Source organism: Roseomonas sp. E05, assembly GCF_030063475.1.
Taxonomy (GTDB): domain Bacteria; phylum Pseudomonadota; class Alphaproteobacteria; order Acetobacterales; family Acetobacteraceae; genus Pseudoroseomonas.
In genome coordinates, this window is record NZ_JASIRT010000003.1 from 27,145 (window position 1) to 47,337 (window position 20,193).

At 70.5% G+C, this 20,193-nt stretch carries 20 protein-coding genes, 2 tRNA genes and 3 pseudogenes; 7 read left to right on the forward strand and 18 right to left on the reverse strand.

Annotated features, from left to right (window positions below):
* Positions 1-53: 53 nt before the first annotated feature.
* Positions 54-203, forward strand: a pseudogene (locus QMO56_RS26965) (zinc ribbon domain-containing protein); the annotation flags it as partial.
* A 547-nt stretch (positions 204-750) separates the two neighbouring features.
* Here QMO56_RS26965 and QMO56_RS04375 read toward each other — a convergent pair.
* From QMO56_RS04375 to dcd, 9 genes are all read right to left on the reverse strand, one after another.
* A tRNA-Phe gene (locus QMO56_RS04375) sits at positions 751-826 on the reverse strand.
* A 102-nt stretch (positions 827-928) separates the two neighbouring features.
* On the reverse strand, positions 929-1,114 hold the full coding sequence (yacG, locus tag QMO56_RS04380) for a DNA gyrase inhibitor YacG (protein WP_283523822.1): 186 nt from the start codon (positions 1,112-1,114) through the stop codon (positions 929-931).
* Positions 1,104-2,207 carry a ribonuclease E/G gene (locus QMO56_RS04385; protein ID WP_283523823.1) on the reverse strand — a complete coding sequence of 368 codons (1,104 nt, stop codon included), beginning with the start codon at positions 2,205-2,207 and terminating at the stop codon, positions 1,104-1,106. Before QMO56_RS04385 ends, yacG begins: the two co-directional genes overlap by 11 nt.
* Positions 2,192-2,842, reverse strand: coding sequence for a nucleoside triphosphate pyrophosphatase (locus tag QMO56_RS04390; protein ID WP_283523824.1), 651 nt, complete (start codon positions 2,840-2,842; stop codon positions 2,192-2,194). Before QMO56_RS04390 ends, QMO56_RS04385 begins: the two co-directional genes overlap by 16 nt.
* Positions 2,842-3,060 (reverse strand): translation initiation factor IF-1, encoded by a 219-nt coding sequence (infA, locus tag QMO56_RS04395; RefSeq protein ID WP_026033499.1) that lies wholly within the window; start codon positions 3,058-3,060, stop codon positions 2,842-2,844. Before infA ends, QMO56_RS04390 begins: the two co-directional genes overlap by 1 nt.
* A 162-nt stretch (positions 3,061-3,222) precedes the next feature.
* A complete protein-coding gene (hisD, locus tag QMO56_RS04400; RefSeq protein WP_283523825.1) occupies positions 3,223-4,518 on the reverse strand; it encodes a histidinol dehydrogenase in 1,296 nt (431 codons plus the stop codon).
* Positions 4,515-5,231, reverse strand: a complete 717-nt coding sequence (hisG, locus tag QMO56_RS04405) for an ATP phosphoribosyltransferase (RefSeq protein ID WP_283523826.1) — start codon at positions 5,229-5,231, stop codon at positions 4,515-4,517. The genes hisD and hisG overlap by 4 nt, the downstream gene beginning before the upstream one ends.
* A gap of 42 nt (positions 5,232-5,273) precedes the next feature.
* Complete coding sequence (murA, locus tag QMO56_RS04410) at positions 5,274-6,548, reverse strand: UDP-N-acetylglucosamine 1-carboxyvinyltransferase (RefSeq protein ID WP_283523827.1); 1,275 nt, start codon at positions 6,546-6,548, stop codon at positions 5,274-5,276.
* 20 nt (positions 6,549-6,568) lie between these two features.
* A complete protein-coding gene (gene dcd, locus QMO56_RS04415) occupies positions 6,569-7,123 on the reverse strand; it encodes a dCTP deaminase (protein WP_283523828.1) in 555 nt (184 codons plus the stop codon).
* A 541-nt stretch (positions 7,124-7,664) separates the two neighbouring features.
* Here dcd and QMO56_RS04420 point away from each other — a divergent pair.
* Positions 7,665-8,078 carry a hypothetical protein gene (locus QMO56_RS04420; protein ID WP_283523829.1) on the forward strand — a complete coding sequence of 138 codons (414 nt, stop codon included), beginning with the start codon at positions 7,665-7,667 and terminating at the stop codon, positions 8,076-8,078.
* A 96-nt stretch (positions 8,079-8,174) separates the two neighbouring features.
* Here QMO56_RS04420 and QMO56_RS04425 read toward each other — a convergent pair.
* The 4 genes and pseudogenes from QMO56_RS04425 to QMO56_RS04435 all read right to left on the reverse strand — a co-directional run.
* Positions 8,175-8,249: transfer RNA gene (locus QMO56_RS04425), tRNA-Thr, on the reverse strand.
* A 927-nt stretch (positions 8,250-9,176) separates the two neighbouring features.
* The gene (locus QMO56_RS04430) at positions 9,177-9,602 is read right to left on the reverse strand and encodes a hypothetical protein (RefSeq protein ID WP_283523830.1); all 426 of its coding nucleotides are present in this window, start codon (positions 9,600-9,602) and stop codon (positions 9,177-9,179) included.
* Positions 9,603-10,164: 562 nt separating this feature from the next.
* Positions 10,165-10,399, reverse strand: a pseudogene (locus QMO56_RS26970) (hypothetical protein); the annotation flags it as partial.
* Positions 10,392-10,583: pseudogene (locus QMO56_RS04435) on the reverse strand (IS481 family transposase); the annotation flags it as partial. The pseudogenes QMO56_RS04435 and QMO56_RS26970, both read right to left, overlap by 8 nt.
* 170 nt (positions 10,584-10,753) lie before the next feature.
* Between QMO56_RS04435 and QMO56_RS04440 the strand changes: the two are divergent.
* On the forward strand, positions 10,754-10,924 hold the full coding sequence (locus tag QMO56_RS04440) for a DUF6726 family protein (RefSeq protein WP_283523831.1): 171 nt from the start codon (positions 10,754-10,756) through the stop codon (positions 10,922-10,924).
* Positions 10,925-10,963: 39 nt separating this feature from the next.
* Here QMO56_RS04440 and QMO56_RS04445 read toward each other — a convergent pair whose 3' ends face one another.
* Genes QMO56_RS04445 through QMO56_RS04465 form a run of 5 tightly spaced genes read right to left on the reverse strand, consistent with a single transcriptional unit; the run spans position 10,964 to position 16,019 of the window.
* Positions 10,964-11,155 (reverse strand): hypothetical protein, encoded by a 192-nt coding sequence (locus tag QMO56_RS04445; protein WP_283523832.1) that lies wholly within the window; start codon positions 11,153-11,155, stop codon positions 10,964-10,966.
* 44 nt (positions 11,156-11,199) lie between these two features.
* Positions 11,200-11,571: a hypothetical protein gene (locus QMO56_RS04450; RefSeq protein WP_283523833.1), complete on the reverse strand. Its 372-nt coding sequence runs from the start codon at positions 11,569-11,571 to the stop codon at positions 11,200-11,202.
* A gap of 41 nt (positions 11,572-11,612) precedes the next feature.
* Entirely contained in the window at positions 11,613-12,860 is a 1,248-nt protein-coding gene (locus QMO56_RS04455; protein ID WP_283523834.1) for a hypothetical protein, read from the reverse strand.
* Entirely contained in the window at positions 12,860-15,310 is a 2,451-nt protein-coding gene (locus QMO56_RS04460; RefSeq protein WP_283523835.1) for a glycosyl hydrolase family 28-related protein, read from the reverse strand. Before QMO56_RS04460 ends, QMO56_RS04455 begins: the two co-directional genes overlap by 1 nt.
* Positions 15,311-15,365: 55 nt before the next feature.
* Positions 15,366-16,019, reverse strand: a complete 654-nt coding sequence (locus QMO56_RS04465) for a hypothetical protein (RefSeq protein WP_283523836.1) — start codon at positions 16,017-16,019, stop codon at positions 15,366-15,368.
* A gap of 305 nt (positions 16,020-16,324) precedes the next feature.
* On the opposite strand from QMO56_RS04465, the gene QMO56_RS04470 reads away from it, so the two are divergent.
* The 4 genes from QMO56_RS04470 to QMO56_RS04485 are packed head-to-tail and all read left to right on the forward strand — an operon-like array spanning position 16,325 to position 20,116.
* Positions 16,325-17,431, forward strand: coding sequence for a polyamine ABC transporter substrate-binding protein (locus QMO56_RS04470; protein WP_283523837.1), 1,107 nt, complete (start codon positions 16,325-16,327; stop codon positions 17,429-17,431).
* On the forward strand, positions 17,428-18,483 hold the full coding sequence (locus tag QMO56_RS04475; protein ID WP_283523838.1) for an ABC transporter ATP-binding protein: 1,056 nt from the start codon (positions 17,428-17,430) through the stop codon (positions 18,481-18,483). Before QMO56_RS04470 ends, QMO56_RS04475 begins: the two co-directional genes overlap by 4 nt.
* Positions 18,483-19,319 carry an ABC transporter permease gene (locus QMO56_RS04480; protein WP_283523839.1) on the forward strand — a complete coding sequence of 279 codons (837 nt, stop codon included), beginning with the start codon at positions 18,483-18,485 and terminating at the stop codon, positions 19,317-19,319. Before QMO56_RS04475 ends, QMO56_RS04480 begins: the two co-directional genes overlap by 1 nt.
* Positions 19,316-20,116 (forward strand): ABC transporter permease subunit, encoded by an 801-nt coding sequence (locus QMO56_RS04485; RefSeq protein WP_283523840.1) that lies wholly within the window; start codon positions 19,316-19,318, stop codon positions 20,114-20,116. The genes QMO56_RS04480 and QMO56_RS04485 overlap by 4 nt, the downstream gene beginning before the upstream one ends.
* Positions 20,117-20,193 lie beyond the last annotated feature (77 nt).

Consider the following 20,193-nt stretch of genomic DNA (forward strand, 5'->3'; position numbering starts at 1 on the left):
AGCCGCTGGTTAGCCTCGCCACCTGGCAGACGATCCAGGAGCGGCGCTTCGGCATGGCGGCGAAGGTGCCGGCGCGGGTCGATCTGTCCGAGGATTTTCCGCTGCGGGGGTTTGTGACCTGCGGCCATTGCGGCGAGCCGCTGACGGCCTGCTGGTCGAAGGGGCGGAGCGCTCGCTACCCGTATTATCTGTGCGATACGCGGGGCTGCGTCGAAAGCCGCAAATCCATTCGCCGGGATGTGATTGAGGGCGAGTTCGAGACGCTGCTCCATCAGCTTCGCCCTTCGGAGGGGCTGTTCAATCTGGCCTTCCAGATGTTCCGCGATCTTTGGCAGGCGAAGCTTGCCAGCACGCGCACGCAAGGCGCCACCCTCAAGCAGGAGCTGCGCGCGGTCGAGCGCAAGGTCGAGCAATTGCTGGATCGGATCGTCGATGCGACCAGCGCGTCCGTGGTCGCCGCCTATGAGCGGCGGATCAAGGAGCTGGAGACGCAGAAGGCTCTGATGCGGGAGCGGCTGGGATCCAACGGCAAGCCGCTGACGAGCTTTAGCGAAAGCTATCGAACCGCCTTCGACTTCCTCGCAAACCCTTGCAAACTCTGGAAATCGGAGCGGATCGAGGACCGGCGCGCGGTGCTCAAACTGGTCTTCGCCGACCGTCTGCCATATGTGCGCGGCGAGGGCTATCGAACCGCTGAAATCTCGTTGCCGTTCAAACTCTTAGGGAGCCTGAATATGACGGAAAAGGAGATGGTGCCCAGAGCCGGAATCGAACCAGCGACACTGCGATTTTCAGTCGCATGCTCTACCAACTGAGCTATCTGGGCCCATGATGTGGCGCCGTCTCGGTGCCACCGTTGGTGGAGCCGCCAGATAACCGAAGGCAGAAAGCCTGTCCAGCCGGGAAATGTCATTGTTTCGCCGCCAGGTCAGGTTTCGCCCTCTTCCTCCGGCTCGGTGGGGGCGCCGGGGATGGCGTAGCCGCCGTTCAGCCAGCGGCCAAGATCGACCTGCTTGCAGCGCGCGGAGCAGAAGGGGCGGAAGGCGGGCTCGGACGGCTTGCCGCAGACGGGGCAGCGGGCCGGGCGGCGCGGCGGAGTCTTCTCATTCGGCATGGATGTCCTCCTGGCCTGGAGGGCAGAGCGGGTCGGGCCGCAGATGCAGCGGACCGGCCGCCTGCCGGAATTCCTCCAGCGCGCCCGGCCAGGCCTCCAGGGCGGCCAGCACGCTCGGGGGGGCGGTGAGGGTAAGGCGCGCGCCAGGCCGTGCCGCTGCGGCGCGGATGCCCCGCCGCAGCGCCGCGAGGCCGCGGCTGAGGGGCGAGGCTGGTTGCCCCAGCACTTCGTGCAGCGGCGTATGAACCCGCCGCCGCTGCAGTTCGAGCAGGCCGAGACCGGTCAGTCCGACCACGCGCAGCAGCGGGTCCTGCTGTGCCACGGTCTGGAAGCCGGGCAGCAGGTCCTTGCGGCGGCCGATGGGCATGCCCGCCGTGTCGATCAGAATGGCGCCGGCCAGATGGCGCAGGCGGATCTGCCGGGCCGCCTCGGCGAGGGCGTGCGCGTTCAGCGCGCGGTGTGCCGCGGCGTTGCGGACCCCCGCCGCACTGCCGGCATCGACATCGATGGCGACAAGGGCGGGCGTCGGATGGATGGTCAGTCGCCCGCCGCCGGGGAGCGGCACCTCGGGAGAGGCGAGGGCGGCGAAGGCATCTTCCAACGCGTCATCGAAGGCCGGGCGGCTCGACAGCGAGACGCGCCCGGGGGGCAGGGCGGCACGCAGCCGGGCGGCGCAGGCGGGAGTGTCGGTGTGCAGTTCGGCCTCCGGGTGCTCGGAGGCCAGCCGCAGCGGCGCGTCGAGGCCACGCGCGAGCAGGCGGAGCGGCCCTTCCGCCGGCCCGGCGCGCACCGCCAGCCGTGGCCCCTTGCCGCCCTGGGCGGTGCGGGTCACAGCGACGCGCAGCCACTCGCCCTCGGTGCGGCCCTTGGCGCCATCGGAATCGGGCAGGAAGCCGGTCTCGCCGCCGGCCAGCGCCACGAAGGCACCGGCCATGGCGGGGGCGCGCGCTGCCAGGCGTCCGATATGCAGGTCGCCGAGGCCCTCAGGGCGGGCGGGGCGCTCGACGAAGGCCGCCTCCAGCCGCCCCTCCCGCAGCAGCGCGGTGCGCTGCTCGCCGGGCGAGCAGGCGACGAGGATCAGGGGCGCAGCCATCCGATGCCGCGCAGCAGCTGGGCGGTCTCGTACAGCGGCAGGCCGACCACGTTGGAATGGCTGCCGGAGAGGAAGCGGACGAAGGCCTCGGCCGACTCCTGGATGGTGTAGCCGCCGGCCTTGCCACGCCATTCGCCGCTGGCGACATAGGCCTCGATCTGCGCCGGGGTCAGCCGCTGGAAGGTGACGATGCTCTGCACCAGCCGGGTCAGCAGCCGGCCGTCCGGCAGGCCGAGCGCCACACCGGTGAAGACGCGGTGGCGGCGGCCGGAGAGCAGGGCCAGGCAGGACCGCGCCTCGGTCTCCGTCTCGGCCTTGGGCAGGATGCGGCGGCCGGCGCCCACCACCGTGTCGGCGGCCAGCACCAGCGCCCCGGGCTCGGCGGCCATCACGGCACGCGCCTTGGCCTCGGACAGCCGCGCGGCGAGCTGGCGCGGGAGTTCCTGCTTGAGCGGGGCTTCGTCGATCTCGGGCGGCCGCACGCGCGCCGGCACCACGCCGATCCGCCGCAGCAGATCGAGGCGCCGGGGACTGCCACTGGCCAGCACCAGCGGCGGGCGGGCGGGCGCGGAGGAAGGAGGGGGGGCGGCTTCGGCCGCCGCGGCCTCGGGCGCCGGCTGGCCCGCCACGGGCATTACTTGAACCGGAACGTGATACGGCCCTTGGTCAGATCATAGGGCGTCATCTCGACGTTCACGCGGTCGCCGGCCAGCACGCGGATGCGGTTCTTGCGCATCTTGCCGCTGGTATGGGCGAGGACCATGTGGTCGTTGTCGAGCTTCACACGGAACATGGCGTTGGGCAGGAGTTCAACGACCTGGCCGCTGAACTCGATCATATCTTCTTTCGACATCAGGCCTCTTTCTGGTGCTGCGGGGCGGGTGTGGACGCGGAAGCGCGGGCGGGGCGGACCATGATGGTCCGCGCCCGGCCGGTCAAGCACGGCTCCCGCCAGGGAAGTCTCGGTTTGCTGCAGAAATGGCGGCCGTGCGCGGATTCTTCAACCGTGCGGGGCTCAGCCCTGCCCCAGCCGCATCGCCACGCTGCGGGCATGGGCGGTCAGGCCCTCGGCCTCGGCCAAGGCCACGGCGGCCGGACCGATCGCCTCCAGGCCGCGCTTCTCGGCAGCGATCCAGGTGGTGCGCTTGAGGAAGTCAAAGACCGAGAGGCCGGAGGCGAAGCGCGCCGTGCGCCCGGTGGGCAGCACGTGGTTGGGGCCGGCGACATAGTCGCCCAGCGCCTCCGGGCAGTGCGCGCCGAGGAAGGCGGCGCCGGCATGGCGGATGCGGGCGAAGAGAGGTCCGGGCTGGGAGACCATGATCTCCAGGTGCTCCGGCGCCAGCCGGTCCACCAGGGCGGCGCCTTCGTCCCAGTCATGCACCACGATGATGGCGCCGTGGCGGCGCCAGCTCTCGCCGGCGATCTCGGCGCGTGCGAGAGTGCCGAGCGCCTCCTCCACCGCGTGCTCGACGGCATGGGCCATCTGCGCACTGGTGGTGATCAGGATGGCCTGGGCGCTCTCGTCGTGCTCGGCCTGGGCCAGCAGGTCGATGGCGATCTGCGCCGGGTTCTGGCTGGCATCGGCCAGCACCACCACCTCGGAGGGGCCGGCGATCGAATCGATACCGACCCGGCCGAAGACCTGCCGCTTGGCCTCTGCCACATAGGCGTTGCCCGGGCCGGCGACGCGGTCCACCGGAGCGATGCTGGCGGTACCCCAGGCCAGGGCGGCGATCGCCTGGGCGCCGCCGACGCGCCAGATCTCGGTGACGCCGGCGCGGTGCGCGGCGGCCAGCACCAGCGGGTTCAGCACGCCGTCCGGCGTCGGCACGCACATGGCGATGCGCCGCACCCCCGCCACCTGTGCCGGGATGGCGTTCATCAGCACCGAGGAGGGATAGGCCGCCTTGCCGCCGGGCACATAGACGCCAACGGCATCGATGGCGCTCCAGCGCATGCCCAGCGTGAGGCCGAGCGGGTCATCCAGTTCGACATCGCGCGGGAGTTGGGCGGCGTGGAAGCGCTCGATGCGGGTGGCGGCGAGGTCCAGCGCGTCCAGCAGGGCGGGGGCGCAGGCGGCGCGGGCCGCCTCGATCTCGGCTTCCGTCACCCGCAGGGCGGCCGCCCCATCCGGGCTCCAGCGGTCGAAGCGCTCGGTGAGCCGCAGCAGGGCGGCGTCACCCTCCGCCCGCACCTCGGCGATGATACCGGCAACGGCGGCGTCGACCTTGGCCGTGGTCTCCCGCGCCTGATCGAGCAGGGTGCGGAACTCGGCCTCGAACCCGGCATGGGCGGTGGAGAGGCGGATCATGCGGCGGTTTCGGTCCCTGTGGCGGCCAGCGCGGTGCGGAAGCGGGCGAGCCAGCCCGCGATCACCTCCGGCCGCGTCTTCAGCGCGGTGCGGTTGACGATGAGGCGGGAGGTGACGTTCGCGATCACGTCCGTCTCCACCAGCCCATTGGCCTTCAGGGTGGAGCCGGTCTGCACCAGGTCCACGATCAGGCGGGAGAGGCCGAGCGAGGGCGCCAGCTCCATGGCGCCGTTCAGGTGAACCACCTCGGCCTGGATGCCCTTCGCCGCGAAGTGCCGGCGGGCGATGTTGGGGTACTTGGTGGCGACGGCGACGCGGGAATGCCTGGCCATGTCATCCTGCCCCGCCCCGGTCGCCGGCTCGGCCACCGAGACGCGGCAGCGGCCGATCCCGAGGTCGAGCGGGGCGTAGATCTCGGGATAGTCGAACTCCATCAGCACATCGGCGCCGCAGATGCCGATCTGCGCCGCGCCGAAAGCGACGAAGGTGGCCACGTCGAAGGAGCGCACGCGGATGACGTCGAGGCCGGGATGGTTGGTCTCGAAGCGCAGGCGGCGGCTGGATTCGGCGTGGAAATCCTCGGCGGGGACGATGCCGGTGCGGGCCAGCAGCGGCCCCAGCTCCTTCAGGATGCGCCCCTTGGGCAGGGCCAGGACGAGCGATTGCGCCTCGTCCATGGCCGCCGTGGGGCTGTTGGTGATGGGCTGGTCCATGTCTGGTTGTATCACCGGAAAAGTGGCCGCGCCACGGCAGCGTCAGCCTGGAATCCGCTCGATATCGGCACCGACGGCGGCCAGCTTGCGCTCGATCCGCTCATAACCGCGGTCCAGATGATAGACGCGGTTGACCACCGTCTCGCCTTCGGCGGCCAGGCCGGCGATGATGAGGGAGACGGAGGCGCGCAGGTCGGTCGCCATGACCGGGGCGCCGGAGAGGCGCGGCACCCCGCGCACGATGGCGGAGGAGCCATGCGCATTGATCCGCGCGCCCATCCGCGTCAGCTCCGGCACATGCATGAAGCGGTTCTCGAAGATCGTCTCGGTGATCATCGAGGCGCCCTCGGCGACCGCCATCAGGGCCATGAACTGGGCCTGCATGTCGGTGGCGAAGCCGGGAAAGGGCTCGGTCATCACATCGACGCCATGCAGGCCGTTCAGCCGCTTCGCGCGGACGCCCTCCGCCTCCTGCAGCAGCTCCACGCCGGCCTCGCGCAGCGCGCGGCTGAAGGCGCCGAACAACTCCAGCCGCATCCCCTCCAGCAGCAGCTCGCCCCCGGTGATGGCGCCGGCGCAGGCGAAGGTGCCGGCCTCGATGCGGTCGGGCAGGATGGCATGGGTGGTGCCATGCAGGCTGTCCGCGCCCTGGACCACCAGCCGGTCGGTGCCGATGCCCTCGATCCGCGCGCCCATGGCGAGCAGGCAATGGGCGAGATCGCTGATCTCCGGCTCGCGCGCGGCGTTGACCAACTCGGTGGTGCCGCTGGCCAGGGTGGCGGCCATCAGCAGATTCTCGGTGGCGCCGACGGAAACCTGCGGGAAGATGATGCGGGCGCCCTGCAGCCGGCCGCCATTCGCCTCGGCCGGCACGCGGGCATTGATGTAGCCGGCGTCCAGGTCAATCACCGCGCCCATCTGCTCCAGCCCCTTGAGGTGGAGGTCCACCGGGCGGGTGCCGATGGCGCAGCCGCCGGGCAGCGAGACACGGGCCTGGCCGTAGCGCGCCAGCAGCGGACCGAGCACCAGCACCGAGGCGCGCATCTTGCGCACCAGGTCGTAGGGCGCCTCGAACTGGTTCGCCGCCCCGGCCAGGGTGATCCGGCGGCTTTCCGTATCGTGCTCGACGCGCAGCCCGTGCTGGGCGATCAGCCCGCCCATGGTGGCCACGTCCGCCAGCGCCGGCGCATTGGTGAGCACCACGGTCTCATCGGTGAGCAGGGCGGTGGCCATCAGCGGCAGGGCGGCGTTCTTGGCGCCGCCAATGGCGATGCGGCCGTTCAGGCGGCGGCCGCCGCGCACGCGGATGCGATCCATGGCGTGGTATCCCCCTTCGATTACAGCCGCGGCAGCGCGACGCCGCGCTGGCCCATGTATTTGCCCTTGCGGTCGGCGTAGGAGATTTCAGGCGCCTCCGCCCCTTGCAGGAACAGGAACTGGCAGATGCCCTCGTTGGCGTAGATGCGGGCGGGCAGGGGGGTGGTGTTGCTGATCTCGATCGTCACCTGCCCTTCCCATTCCGGCTCCAGCGGCGTGACGTTCACGATCAGGCCGCAGCGGGCATAGGTGGACTTGCCCAGGCAGATCACCAGCACGTCGCGCGGGATGCGGAAATACTCGACCGTATGGGCCAGGGCGAAGGAGTTGGGGGGGATGATGCAGGTCTCGCCCTTGCGGGTGACGAAGCTGTCCTCGGCGAAGCGCTTCGGGTCCACCAGCGCGTTGTCCACATTGGTGAAGACCTTGAACTCGTCGGCCACCCGGGCATCATAGCCGTAGGAGGACAGGCCGTAGGAGATCACCCCCTCGCGCCGCTGGTTCTCGACGAAAGGCTCGATCATGCCGTGCTCCGTCGCCATGCGGCGGATCCAGCTGTCGGGCATGATGGACATGGGCGCGGACTTCCGTGCGGCAGCGGCAAAGGCGGGCCGGGATAGCCCAGCGACGCGCTGCCGGCAACCGGAGCTTAGCGCGGATCAGCCCTTCCGGGACCCGGGAGGCGGGGCGGGAGGCGGAGGCGCGGTGTCTTCGGCGCGGGCGCGGCTCTGAGCCTTGCGGCGGCGCAGGTTCTCACGCAGCGCAGCGGCAAGGCGCGCTTCGCGCTCCATCTGTGCTGGGCTGGGCGGGGGTGCGGGAGGCTTCGCCATGACGAGAGCAGGCGCGTCCTGGGGGTGAATGTGCGGCCGGACGAGGTGAACGGCCCCGCCCGCCTATCAAAGGCGGGAATGCCGGTCAAGGCTTTGATTTTCGAGGGAAGGGAGGCTCTGCGAGGCAAGCGGGTGGCGCAGCGTGCGGGCGCGCGCCGCCTGATGCCGGCGGCGCCAGGTCCGAAGAGCCTTGCGGAGAAGCGGAGAGCCCGCGCGGGGAGGGGAAACCCGGCCGACCAGCGGAACGTTCCTGATGACCGCCGCCGCTGGCAGGGAGGATCGAGACATGCGCGCAGTAGCCGGGCCCGCCCATGCGCTGCTGGGGGTTGTCCTGCTCTCCGCCTGCGCGGCGACCGGCCCCGCCGACTTCGACCGCCGGATGGCCACCTATGTCTCGGGCCCGGAAGTGCAACTCGTCAGCGCGCTGGGTGTGCCGGACCAGGCCTATGAGGTCGAGGGGCGCCGCTTCCTGCAATATGACTTCTCTGGCGCATCTGGCGCAGCCGTGGCTCCTTCCGTCAGCCCTGGCATCGGCTTCGGGTTCGGCAGTGGCCATTGGGGCCGTGGCGTCGGGGTGGGAACGGGCATCAGCTTCGGCTTCGGTGGTGCCGGCGTGCCGGCGGAGCCTTGCGCGGTGACCTTCGAGGTGCGGGACGGGCGCGTGCTGAACTTCGAGCGGCAGGGCGAGGGCTGCCGCTGAGGCAGGGGCGCAGGGCCCTGTCGCCGCAGGCGGCCTTGGTCAGGGGAAATGCCTTCCGCCCCGTCCTGCAAGCCGGCCTAAGCCGTTGAAGGAAAATGGTGCTGCTGGACAGGATTGAACTGTCGACCTCTCCCTTACCAAGGGAGTGCTCTACCACTGAGCTACAGCAGCGGGTACGGTGAAAGCGAGGCGGTTCCTAAGGGTTCAGGGCGGAGGACGCAAGAGGCATTCAGCGGAACAAGGCACGAAAAGGTGCGGGAACACGCGGAGCAGTGAGCCGTGACAGTCACGCGGTTCGTGCTCGTTCGCGGCGGCCGGACGACTATCAGGCACAAAAAGCCTGGGCTGGACGATATGCCGGCCATGCGCCGACCGTCCCTGCTATCCCGGCGCTCTCAGGGGTATCAGGACTTCAGTCGCAAGGGAGGAAGCGCCGCGGGAGAAGAGGCTACTGCGCGGTGCCACTTGGCGCGGAATGCTCCTTCCATCCTGGCATTGCTTTCCGGAGCCAGCCCCGGGGCGTTCAAGCGGCGCCTAAGTCATTCCACTTCCACCATCCGCCGCATAGGGTGGCAAGCAGCGATGACGCGAATGCGATGATCTGGAAGGCGCTCATGGACACATGCTTTGCCGCACTTTAGCGCAACTCTGGATTGCGAAACGTGATTAAGAATATCCAAATGCGCGCATAACGTTAAGATAGCTCTCTCCTCAAGGGCAAAAATCAAGCTGCTCGGAGATCTATTCCCGCCATGACACGCTCGGCAGGCGGCCAGGCAGGGGACTCATTTAGATCCACTCGGTGACAGCAGCGATAAGCGCGATTGAGGAGAAGTCGTTCTGGGCCAGCCGACCTTCAGGCAGCGCTGCAGACGCTCCGTGCCAGAAGCCTTGTCGGCGATCAGGCGCTTGGGTGCAGCTGCGGCGCCGAGCAGCGGCAAGGCCATGCCAATGTCGCCCAGTGTCAGCGCGAAGGCGACCCGCCGGCGGGGATGCCCTCTTCGGAGACGCCGGCATTCCACGCGGGACGAGCGCCTGCTGCTCCGGCTCTTGCAGCCTGTTCTCGACGGGCCGGAGGGCAGAACCGCGCAGAGTCCCTCATGCCCCCAACTCCAGCAGTTCCGCCAGGACTTCCACCGCCACAATCTCATCGAAGATCGCAGCGATGTGAGTCTCGATCACCCGCTTGCCGTCCTCATCCGCCGCGATGTGCGCCTGCACCATTCCTTCGATCAAGGTGTAGGACGCAGCGACGAACTCGCGGATCTTCTCTTCGGCGCAGCGGTCCATGCCAGCAACAACTCCTCTGATTGTGCTGCTGATTCCTGCGCCGCCGGTTGTGGCTTGAACGCGGCTGCGGCCGCCTTCTTCTCGCCCCATCAGAGGCGCGGCGCCGGATTGTCGTCCGGCGCTACTCAGATCAGTCCCATCCGTTCCGAGGATGCAGAGGGCCGTCTCCGAGATGTTGGATTTTCCGCCCATCAAATCAAACATCTTGCAGGATGCGGCATCCGTCCCGGACATGGCCTGGAGCGCGCGCCTGCGCCCTTTCCTACCGCCGCATGCACGCGATCCTCTAGGCCGAGGCGCGACGTTCCTGGCTCGGGGAGCTTCCCGCGAGCCAGCCAACACAACAATCCGCGCCGCCGAGGATTTGAGCTAAGGGCCGCGCGGCGCCGGGGTTGAAGAACGGCACCGCCGAGACCCACCCGGCCCTTGCCCTGGCGGTGGGCCCAATGGCTGGCCGGCCAACGCCGCCGCTGCTGCGCAGGGCTGGGTGGACCGGGCCCGGGCACTGCTGTCGGAGGATGAGGCGCCGACTGAGCCCGAGCCGGAGGAACTGGCGAAGGGCCCCCCATGGCGGAACTCCAGGAGCGGATCGCGGCCCTCATGCAGCGGCTCGCCTCCGTGCAGGCCGCCTGCGAGGCTGCAGAGCAGAACTGGCGGTGATCCGGGCGGCGCTGGCATGGAGCACCGCCCTCCTCATCATCCGGGTCCTGCTGCTGCTTGCGGGGCGGTGGCGGCAGGAGCGGGGCGAGAACAAGCTGTGCTCGCTTTTGTGCTGGGCGCATGTTCAGGAAGTGCGTCAAGGACGGCCCTGCGCGAACGCCTGAACCAATAAAAACCGCTGTTTAATCCCCAGGTTTCGCGGGTGCGGGTTCGATCTGAACCGGCGCGGCTGATCCGCCCAGGCCTTGCAGATGGCCTCATAGGGGGGGCAGGCCCTGAAGGGTTTTCAGCCGCCGGGCGAAGTTGTGGGCGGCCAGGAAGTCAGCAAGGTGAGTGCGGAGCTGGTCGTGTGAGCCGTAGTGGAAGCGCCTGCGATGTCGGCTCCTTCGGCCCGGTGGGCAGGTCGGCCACGGAGGCCCGCTTCCGCCACTTCGCCACTGTCTTGGGGTTGATGCCGTAGCGCCTGGCCAGGAGCCTCAGGCTCTCTTGGTTATGTTGTATCGCTCGGCGGCCCGCCTCTGTCGTGGCGGCGCAGCTGTGGAGAACCTGGCCCATAGTGCCTCCTTCCACTCGCGGGAAGAAGAGTGCACCATCAAAGCCTGGGGCTGAACATCCAGGCCGTGGATGAGGCGGACGCCATCCCTTTTCTGTGCTGTGGATGAGCTTCGGAAGAGGCAGTTCCAAAGCCGCATCCCGCCAGCCGGCGGCGGCGTTATGCTGGGATGATGCGCAAGGTCCCTCTGCTCCTCGCTCTCGGCTTCGGCCTCTCCGGCTGCGGGCTCGTCGCGGCGCCCTGTCGGATTGGCTCGGCTGGCCTCAAGATCGTCCCGCTGGTGGGCCATGCCGCCGCGGTGCCGACTGATGCCTGCGCCGCGGCGATCGACCCTCCGCCCTGAGGCGGTGGGGGCGGCGGAGGCGCTCCGCCGCCCTGGCCGTCAGGCGCCGGGCTCGCCGAAGCGGCCGCCCTTGCGCAGCGCCTCCCACAGGCCGAGCGCGGCGATCGCGAGGTTCGGCAGCGCGTCCTGCAGCTCGGGCGAGATCGAGATGCCAAAGCCGGCCGTCAGGATCATGAACAGGCCGCGCCAGGTGCTGGGCTGGCTGATCTGCAGGCGAATCCAGGATTCCATCATCGATGCTCCTCAGGGGGTGGGGAAAGGGCGGAGGCTGACGGTTACTGGCTGTCCACCGTCACGGCCTCGGCGGCGATCGTCACGGTGCCGGGGCCGGAGATGCTGGCGCTCTGCGCCAGGAGCCCATAGGCCAGCGGATTGCCACCGGAGGCGGCGTCGTAGAGGCCGATATGGGTGAAGTTGCCGGCAGCGGCGTTGAACACGAAGCGGAGGGTCTCGGCGTTCCGCTGCAGGCCGTTGCCAGTGAAGGTGATGCGCTGGCGGGCATAGCCGTTGCCCGCCGGCTCGCCGGTCAGGCCGCTGGCGGTGCCGCCGGTGCCGAGCGCGGCATAGATGGCCGTTGGCAGCGCCGGGCTGCGGCCGCACAGCGCGCGGCCCAGCAGGTTGCGGGCATAATCGGTCAGGATGGGCATGCGGATGCGGTCCTTGGTTGCGTGAGGAAGGGGGCGCAGCCTCAGGCGGCTGCGCTCAGCGCCTGCAGCATGGCGTTGGGAAGGCGCTGCGGGCGGTAGTCGAGCAGGGCGACCTCGCCATTCGCCGCGCGGTTCAGCGCGCCGGAGGCGTGGCCGACCAGCATCCGTGTCAGGCCGCCGGGCAGGCTGGCGGCGGCGGTCTGCACGGTGCCGCCATTGAGGCAGAAGGCTTGGTCGCCGGGTGCCCAGGCGAAGGCGGCCTGGAACGGGACGCCCGGCGTCACGCTGCCGCCCTCCAGGGCAGCGAGCGTTGCGCCCGCGCTGTCGACCACGCCGTACACGACGGCGCCGCCGGAGGTGTTGCGCACCAGGAGGCGGTTCTGGTCGGTTCCATCGTCGATCTGGAACAGGCCCTGCGACCGGCCGAACAGGGCGGCATTGGGCAGCATGGCCCGGAGCAGCACCGTGCCCTGGCTTCCGAAGCCTCCAGCGGGCGTCCAGATGGGCAGGTCCGCGGCACGCGGAGTGGCGCCCGGGCTGCCGGCGGGGGGAAGGACGAGCGAGGAGGCGAAGGGGCCGAGTTCAAGCTGCGGTCCGGCGATGCGGATCGTGACATCTGCCCCTGCCCCTGGCGTAAGGCCCTGCAGCAGGAGCCCGGCGATGACCCGTCCGGTGCCGGCGGCCATCTCGCGGCTGACCGAACGGTACTCCGGATAGCCGGGGAGTCCGCCCGGAGCGCTGCTGACGCCGCTGATGTAGCCACCCGTCGAAGTGCGCTGCATCAGAGAGAGCGACGCGCTCAGATTGGCGAGCGAGCCAGCCACGACATAGGCATTCGCCGAAGCGCTCCACACTTCGCCCGCCGCGGCGGGGACGGTCGTGATGGAGGTGAACAGCACCCACCAACTCTGGGCGTTGCTGAGGCTGCCCGAGTAGCGCAGATCGATATAGGGTACGCCGCCAATCGTGCCGGTTCCGACCACCGTACGGGTCAGCGCCTCCGTCCCCAGGATGCTCCAGCCGGTCGGCAGGGCGCCGGGGGTGCCGGCTTCAGCTCCTTCCGCACGGGGATTGGGCAGGGCGTTGCTCCGGGCCTCCTCGACCAGCAGGCGGCGGGCAGAACCCTGGAAGCGGGGCGTGTCGGGAGCGACCGCCTGCCAGGTGCCGCTGGCATTCATCGCCCAGGCGGTGCCCGGGCGACTCGTCAGGACCCGCTCCGCGAAACCGGGCCCCACAAGCCGCAGCGCCGGCGCGGCAAGAAAGCCAGGAGAGTAGGACGGGGACTGCATCAAGGAGCCCCCGCCCCCGCCAGCTGGCAGATCTTCGTCGCGCCGCCGTCCGGCGAGTAGACCAGCAGCGTCGCCACGCCGCCGGAGCGGACGCGGGTGAAGCCGTCGCTGTTGGTCGGCGCCGTGTTGCTGGTGAAGCCCGAGAGCGTCAGGCCCAGGTCGCCGCCCGTGCGGTTGATGACCGTGCAGAAGAAGCCGTCGCCCGTACTGGCCCAGGAGAGCGCCAGGCTGGTGCCGCTGTTGGCGATCAGCATGCGCGCGTTGTGGCTGGCATAGGTGAGCGTGGTGGCGCCGGAGAGCAGCAGGGTCGGCAGGCGGCGTTCGGTGAACTGCCCGTCGACATACTGCTTGGTGGCGGCCTGCAGGTTGGCAGTCGGGTTCGCCGGCAGCACCAGCGGCCCGGTCAGCGTCACCGTGCCATTGGCGGCGAGACGGAAGCGCTCCGCCACGCTGCCGCCGGAGCGGGTCTCCAGCACCACTGCGCCGGCCTCGCCGCCGCTCGTCACCGCCTCCGCCACCGTCACCAGCCGGGCGAAGACCTGTTCGCTGCCGGCGCTGTTGTTGCCGGTCGCTTCCAGCACCGCGAGCCGGTCATTCGCCGCCACGCTGCTGGAGAGGCGGCGCAGCCGCAGGGTCTGCGGCTGGGTCATGCCGCTGCCGCCCAGGGTCAGCGCCGGGTTCAGGTTGCCGCTGTCGCCCGCGAAGACGCAGTCGGCGCCGCTGATGCTGAAGCTGGCGGCATTGGTGTTGCCGGTGCCGTAGAGCTTGACCTGCGCGCCGGCAGTGGCGCTGCGGCGATGGATGTTCACCGCCCCGTCGGTGTCGGTCGAGAGGCGGGTCTCGATCGCCGCGGCGGAGGAGACCGAGGCCAGCTCCACCCGCCCGGCGGCGATGCGCTGTGTGGTCGCGGCGCCGGACAGCCGGTTGCCGAGCAGCTGCAGGCGCTGCATGGCGGCCGCGCTGTCGGCCGTGAAGGTGACGGCGGTGGTGTCGCAGCCGGAGACGATCAGGTTGCCCGCACTGGCGCCCATATGGATGGCGCTGACGCTCACATTGCCGGTGCCCGGCGCGCCGGTGAAGTCGCAGCCGACCAGCGAGAGCTGCCCGCCCAGCACCTCGGCGATGCGCCGCGCGCCGCCGGTGACGTTGACGCCGATCACCTCGTGCTGCTCGGTGCCAGTGGTGTTCACCTGGATCGAGCAGCCCTTGGAGGAGAGAAAGCCGCCCACCCACTTGGTGCGCAGCGCCGTGCCGGCGATGCGGATGCCGATGGTGGTTGGGTCCGCCGCGTCCACCCAGCCGTCGCCGCCGATGTTGAAGAAGCTGCAGGAATGCGTCTGGTCCTGCACGTCGAAGCCGATGTCGTGGCCGTACTCGAAGCAGTTCTCCAGCGTGGCCATGTCGCAGTCATAGACCACGTAGCCCGCGCCCTGCCGCCGGTTGGGGGTGACGTAGACCGCGCCGCCCGAGGTCCAGCCGGTGCTGTAGGTGGAGCCGTTCAGGTCGAAGCGCGTGCTGTCCACCACGGTGATGGCCCAGCGGCCATAGGCGGCGGGCGCGCCGGAATCCCGCACCTCGGCGATGTTCACCAGGTCGCCGGTGGAGAGGCCATGCGCCGTGGCGGTGGTGATGCGGAACTGCCCGCCGCCGTTGTTGCCGATGCCGGCGATCAGCAGCCGCGTGTTCGACCAGCTACGCGAGGTGGTGACCAGCGGGTGCCAGTTCACCGCGCTGATGCGCGAGACGTCGTAGGAGCGGCCAAGATAGAGGCCGTTGGTGCAGTCGCCCAGCACGTCCTGGATGCGCACGCGGGCATTGCCGTCGCTGTAGATGCCCCAGTTGAAGCCCAGGATCAGCAGGCGGGTGAGCAGGCTGTCGGCGCCGTTGCCGTCGCTGTTGCCGCTGCCGCCGTCGCCGAGGGTGATGGCGGTGCCGGCGAAGGCCGCGGCGGCGTCCAGCCCCTGGCGCAGGCTGGCCGGCTGCGTCAGCCCGTCGCGCAGAACGGCGACGCCGTCCAGCCCGGCATTGCGCCGCACGCGGATGGTGCGCGCGGCGTCGAGCAGGATGGCGTAGCGCACGCTGGCGAAGTCGCCGTTCTGGCGCCAGCCGCCGGAGCCGGGGCGCCCCTGCAGGAAGACGCCGTCCTTCACGTCCAGCTCCGCCGCCTTCACCCGGTAGCGCCGCGGGCCGAGCTGCACGCTGCCGCCGCCCTGCGCCGCCGCGGCGTCGATCGCCGCCTGGATGGCGGCGGCGTCGTCCGTGGTGCCGTCGCCCACCGCGCCGAAGTCCCGCACATGCAGCGCCCGTTCGGTGAGGATCCCGGCGCGCAGCTGCGCGAGGGTGGCGCGCCGTGTCTCGGCCAGCGCGGCACTGCCCTGCACGACCGGCGCCAGGTCCGCGTCGCTGAGGACGGTGGCGAAAGGCAGTTCACTGATTTTCTTGTCGGACATCGGGGCGGAGATCCTTGCGGCGGGAGGGGGCGTGCGGTCGGGTGGGCAGGCGTGGTCAGAGCAGCATTTCGCCGCCCTGCTGGGCGGAGATCGACGCGCCGGACTCGGTCAGCAGTGCAAAGGGCTCGGTGACGACGAAGGAGGCCGAGGTCTGCGCCGCCAGCGGCTCCTGCGCGTCGGCCACGCGGATGCGGTAGCCCGAGCCGGGATCGGGCGCGGTGAAGCTGGCCGAGGCGCTGCCGGAAGCGACCGCCACCGAGACCGGCCCGGCGATGACCGTCCCCGCCGCGTTGAGCATGGTGAAGACCAGCGTCGTCACCGGCCCGGTGGTTCGTGCCCCCACCGTGAAGCTGCGGCCGACATAGAGGCCGGTCGGCACCGGATCGAGCGCCACGCTGCGCGTCACCGCCGTCACCGGCGGCATGGCGAACTCGATGCCGAGCGCGGCATTGCCGTTCAGCCGCAGCGGCGGCGCCGAGGCGTCGAGCACCAGCCCATTGCCCACGCCCGCGCTGCTGCGCACCGGCAGGAAGGTCAGCGAATCCGCCGACTGCAGCACCACCACGTGGCCGGGCTGCAGGCGATCGGTGACGCTGGAGAAGTAGCCGGGCGCCAGCACCGCGGCACGGGTGTCGCTGGTGACATAGAGCCACAGGGTGAAGCTGTCCGTGCTGGCGAGCGAGGACAGCCCACGCGGGTCGAATGGCATGCGCGTCTCCTGAAAGGGGCGAGGGGAGGGCGACGGTCCGGGGCATGCCGCCGCCCGGCGCGCAGGCGCGCGCACCGCCCGGCCGGAGGGGGGCCGGACGGCGTCAGGGATGGCGGCGGAGGGGAGAGGACCAGGCGCAATACGCCCGTTGATGCGATAGGAATTAATGGGTTTGATGGCCGTTAGTCAAGAAAAAAATCCTACATCGGCCTGACGAAATCGGCTCCATCCCGCCATCCGCAATGGACCCCGGCATCAAGCTTCACTAGCGTGCGGGCTTCTCCCTTCCGCCCTGGAGTTGCCCCATGCTCCGACGCCTGCTCGCGGTCGCCCTCTGCGCCGCCGCCCTCCTGCCGGCCGAGCCGGTCCCGGCCCGCGCCGAAGAGGCGGTGCTGAATGTCTACAACTGGTCGGACTACATCGACCCCGCCGCCGTGGAGCGCTTCCAGAAGGAAACCGGCGTCCAGGTCCGCTACGACGTGTTCGACAGCCTGGAGACGCTGGAAGGCAAGCTGTCCGCCGGGCATTCCGGCTACGACGTCATCGTACCGACCAGCGAGCCGACCTTCTCCCGTCTGGTCCGCGCCGGCGCGCTGAAGCCGCTGGACCGTGCGAAGCTGCCGAACTGGAGCAACCAGGACGCCACGCTGCTGCGGCAGGTGGAGAGCAGCGACCCCGGCAACCGGCATGGCGCCATCTATCTCTACGGCACGGTCGGTCTCGGCATCCGCGCCGACAAAGTGCGCGAGCTGCTGCCCAATGCGCCACTCGACAGTCTCGATCTGCTGCTGAAGCCCGAATACGCGAAGCGCCTCGCCGCCTGCGGCATCGCCGTGATGGATTCCGCGACCGACGTGCTGCCCAGCGTGCTGCACTGGCTCGGCCGCGACGCCGACAGCACCGACGGCGCCGACCTCCAGGCCGCCGAGAAGGCGCTGCTGGCGATCCGCCCGCATGTCCGCGCCATTATCGCCAGCGGCAACATCCTCGATGCGCTCGCCACCGGCGAGTACTGCGTGGCGATGACCTATTCCGGCGACGTCATCCAGGCGAAGGCGCGCGCCGACGAGGCGAAGCAGGGCATCCAGCTCCGCTACGTGCAGCCGAAGGAAGGCGCGCAGCTCTGGTTCGACATGCTGGCCATCCCTGCCGATGCCCCGCACCCCGAGGCGGCGCACCGCTTCATCAACTTCCTGCTGCAGCCTGAGGTGATGGCCGGCATCACCAACGCGGTGCACTATCCCAATGCCATCCCCGCCGCGACGCCGCTGGTGGAGGAGGCCGTGCGCGAGGACCCGAACGTCTACCCGACGCCGGAGATGCTGGCGCGCACCTTCACGGTGCGGGCGCTTTCGCCGCAGGCCGAGCGCGCCCGCAGCCGCCTCTGGAACCGCTTCAAGGCCGGGCGTTGAGCAGGCCGCTGCTGTCGCTGCGCGGCCTGTCCCGACGCTTCGGCGAGACAGTCGCGCTGGACCGGCTCGATCTCGACGTGCCGCCCGGCGAGTTCCTGGCCCTGCTCGGTGGCTCCGGCTCCGGCAAGTCCACCCTGCTGCGCGTCATTGCCGGCTTCGAGGCGCCGGATGCCGGGCAGGTGCTGTTCGAGGGCCGTGACCTCGCCGGCGTGCCGCCGCACGCCCGGCCGCTGAACATGATGTTCCAGTCCTACGCGCTGTTCCCGCATCTGACAGTGGCGGGCAACGTCGCCTATGGCCTGCGGCGCGAGGGCGTGGCGCGCGCCGAGCGCCACCGCCGCGTCGCCGAGGCGCTGGCCATGGTTGGGCTGGAGGAATTCGGGCGCCGCCTGCCGCACCGCCTGTCCGGCGGCCAGCGGCAGCGCGTGGCGCTGGCCCGCGTGCTGGTGAAGCGCCCGCGCCTGCTGCTGCTGGACGAGCCGCTTGGCGCGCTGGATGCCGGCCTGCGCGAGCGCACCGGCTTCGAGCTGCGCGCCCTGCAGCGCGAGACCGGCGCCGCCTTCATCATGGTGACGCACGACCAGAGCGAGGCGCTGGCCCTGGCCGACCGCGTGGCGGTGCTGGAGCAGGGCCGGCTGGTGCAGCTCGGCCCGCCACGCGCGGTCTATGAGCGGCCGGCGACGCGCTTTGTCGCCAGCTTTCTGGGGGGTGCCAACGTGCTGGAAGGCCGGCCGGACGGAGCAGGGGGGCTGGACTGCCCCCTGCTCGGCGGCACCCTGCGCCCGGCCGAGACCCTGCCGGAAGGCTGCACCGCCTGCGCCCTCCGCCCCGAACGCATCGCCCTCCGCTCCGGCGCCAGCGGACCCAACACCGCATCCGGCACCATCGAGGAGGTGGCCTTCCGTGGCGATGACAGCCTGCTGCTGGTGCGCATGCCCGGCGGCGCCGTGCTGCGCGTCGGCCATGCCGAGGAGGACGGTGCCCCGCCGCCGCGCGGCAGCACGGTGCAACTGTCCTGGGAGGCGGCCGCCGTTGTGCCGCTGCTCGGCTGATGCGCCGCCTGCCGCTGCTCGTCCCGGTGCTCTGGCTGGGCTTGCTGGTCGCGGTGCCGCTACTGGTGGTGCTGGTGCTCTCCGTCTCCTGGCCGGCGGAAGGCGTGCCGCCCTTCAACCTGCCCGGTGTGGCGGGGCTGAACGGCGATTCCTTTGCCCTGGTGCTCGGCGACCCCTATTACCGCGCCGCCTTCCTCAAGGCGCTGGTGGTGGCCGGTGCCACCGCCGGCCTCTGCCTGCTGCTGGCCTTCCCGATGGCGCTGGGCCTGGTGCGCGCCGCTGCCGCCTGGCGCGCGCCCTTGCTGCTGCTGGTGCTGCTGCCCTTCTGGACCGGCTTCCTGCCGCGTCTCGGCGCCTGGATCGGCCTGCTGCGCGACGAAGGCTGGATCAACCACCTGCTCCAGGCCTGGGGCTTCATCGAGACGCCGCTGCCGCTGCTCTATTCCTGGCCGGCGCTCTTCCTCGGCATGGTGCACGCCTACCTGCCTTTCGCCGTGCTGCCGCTCTATGCCAGCCTATCCCGCCTCGACCCGGTGCTGGAGGAGGCGGCAGCCGACCTGGGGGCGGGCGGCTTCACCGTCTTCCGCACCATCACGCTCCCTCTGGCCGCCCCCGGCGCCGCGGCGGCCTTCCTGCTGGTCTTCATTCCGGCAGCCGGCGAATACGTCATCCCTGAGCTGCTGGGCCCGCCTTCCGCCCAGGTGGTCGGCCGGGTGCTGTGGCAGGAGTTCTTCCAGAACCGCGACTGGCCCACGGCGGCGGCGCTGGCGGTGCTGCTGCTGCTCGCCCTGCTGATCCCCATCCACCTGTTCCAGCGGCTAGAGGCGCGCTCATGAGGCGCTCGCTCTTCCCGCGCCTCGGCCTGCTGCTCGGCCTGCTGTTCCTCTGGCTGCCGGTGCTGCTGCTGGCCGGCTACGCCTTCAGCGACGCGCGCATTCCCTTCCAGTGGGGCGGCTTCTCCTGGCGCTGGTTCGTGGCGCTGGCGGGCAACGAGCGCCTGCTGGCCGCCGCCTGGCTTTCGCTGCGCGTGGCGGCGAGCGCCGCGACGCTGGCGGTGGTGCTGGGCGGCTGCATCGGCTGGGTGCTGGCGCGCCAGGGCCCCTTCCGTGGCCGCCCGCTCTTCGGCGCGCTGGCCGGCGCGCCGCTGGTGCTGCCGGACGTGGTGACCGGCCTCTCCCTGCTGCTGTTCTTCGTGCTGCTGGAAGGCGCCACCGGCTGGCCCGCCGAGCGCGGCGCCACCACCATCCTGCTCGCCCATGCCACCATCGGCGGCGCCTATGCCGCCGTGCTGGTGCAGGCCCGCCTCGCCACGCTGGAGCGGGAGCTGGAGGAGGCCGCGCGCGACCTCGGCGCCGGCCCCGCCACCACCTTCGCCACCATCACCCTGCCGCTGCTGGCGCCGAGCCTGGTGGCGGGCTGGCTGCTCGCCTTCACCCTCTCGCTGGACGACGTGGTGGTGGCGAGCTTCGTCTCCGGCCCTGCCGGCACCACCCTGCCGATGGTGGTCTTCTCCATGCTGCGCCTTGGCCTGACGCCGGAGATCAATGCCCTGGCGGTGGTCATCCTGCTGCTGGCCCTGACTAGTGCGGGCGGTGCGCTGCTGTTGTTGCGCGGCGTGCTCGGGCGCCGCTGAGGCGCGTTGTGGCACGCCCGCCACAGCGCGCCGCCATCCCGGGCCGCTCACGCATTCGGAACGCAATCGCAGCAATG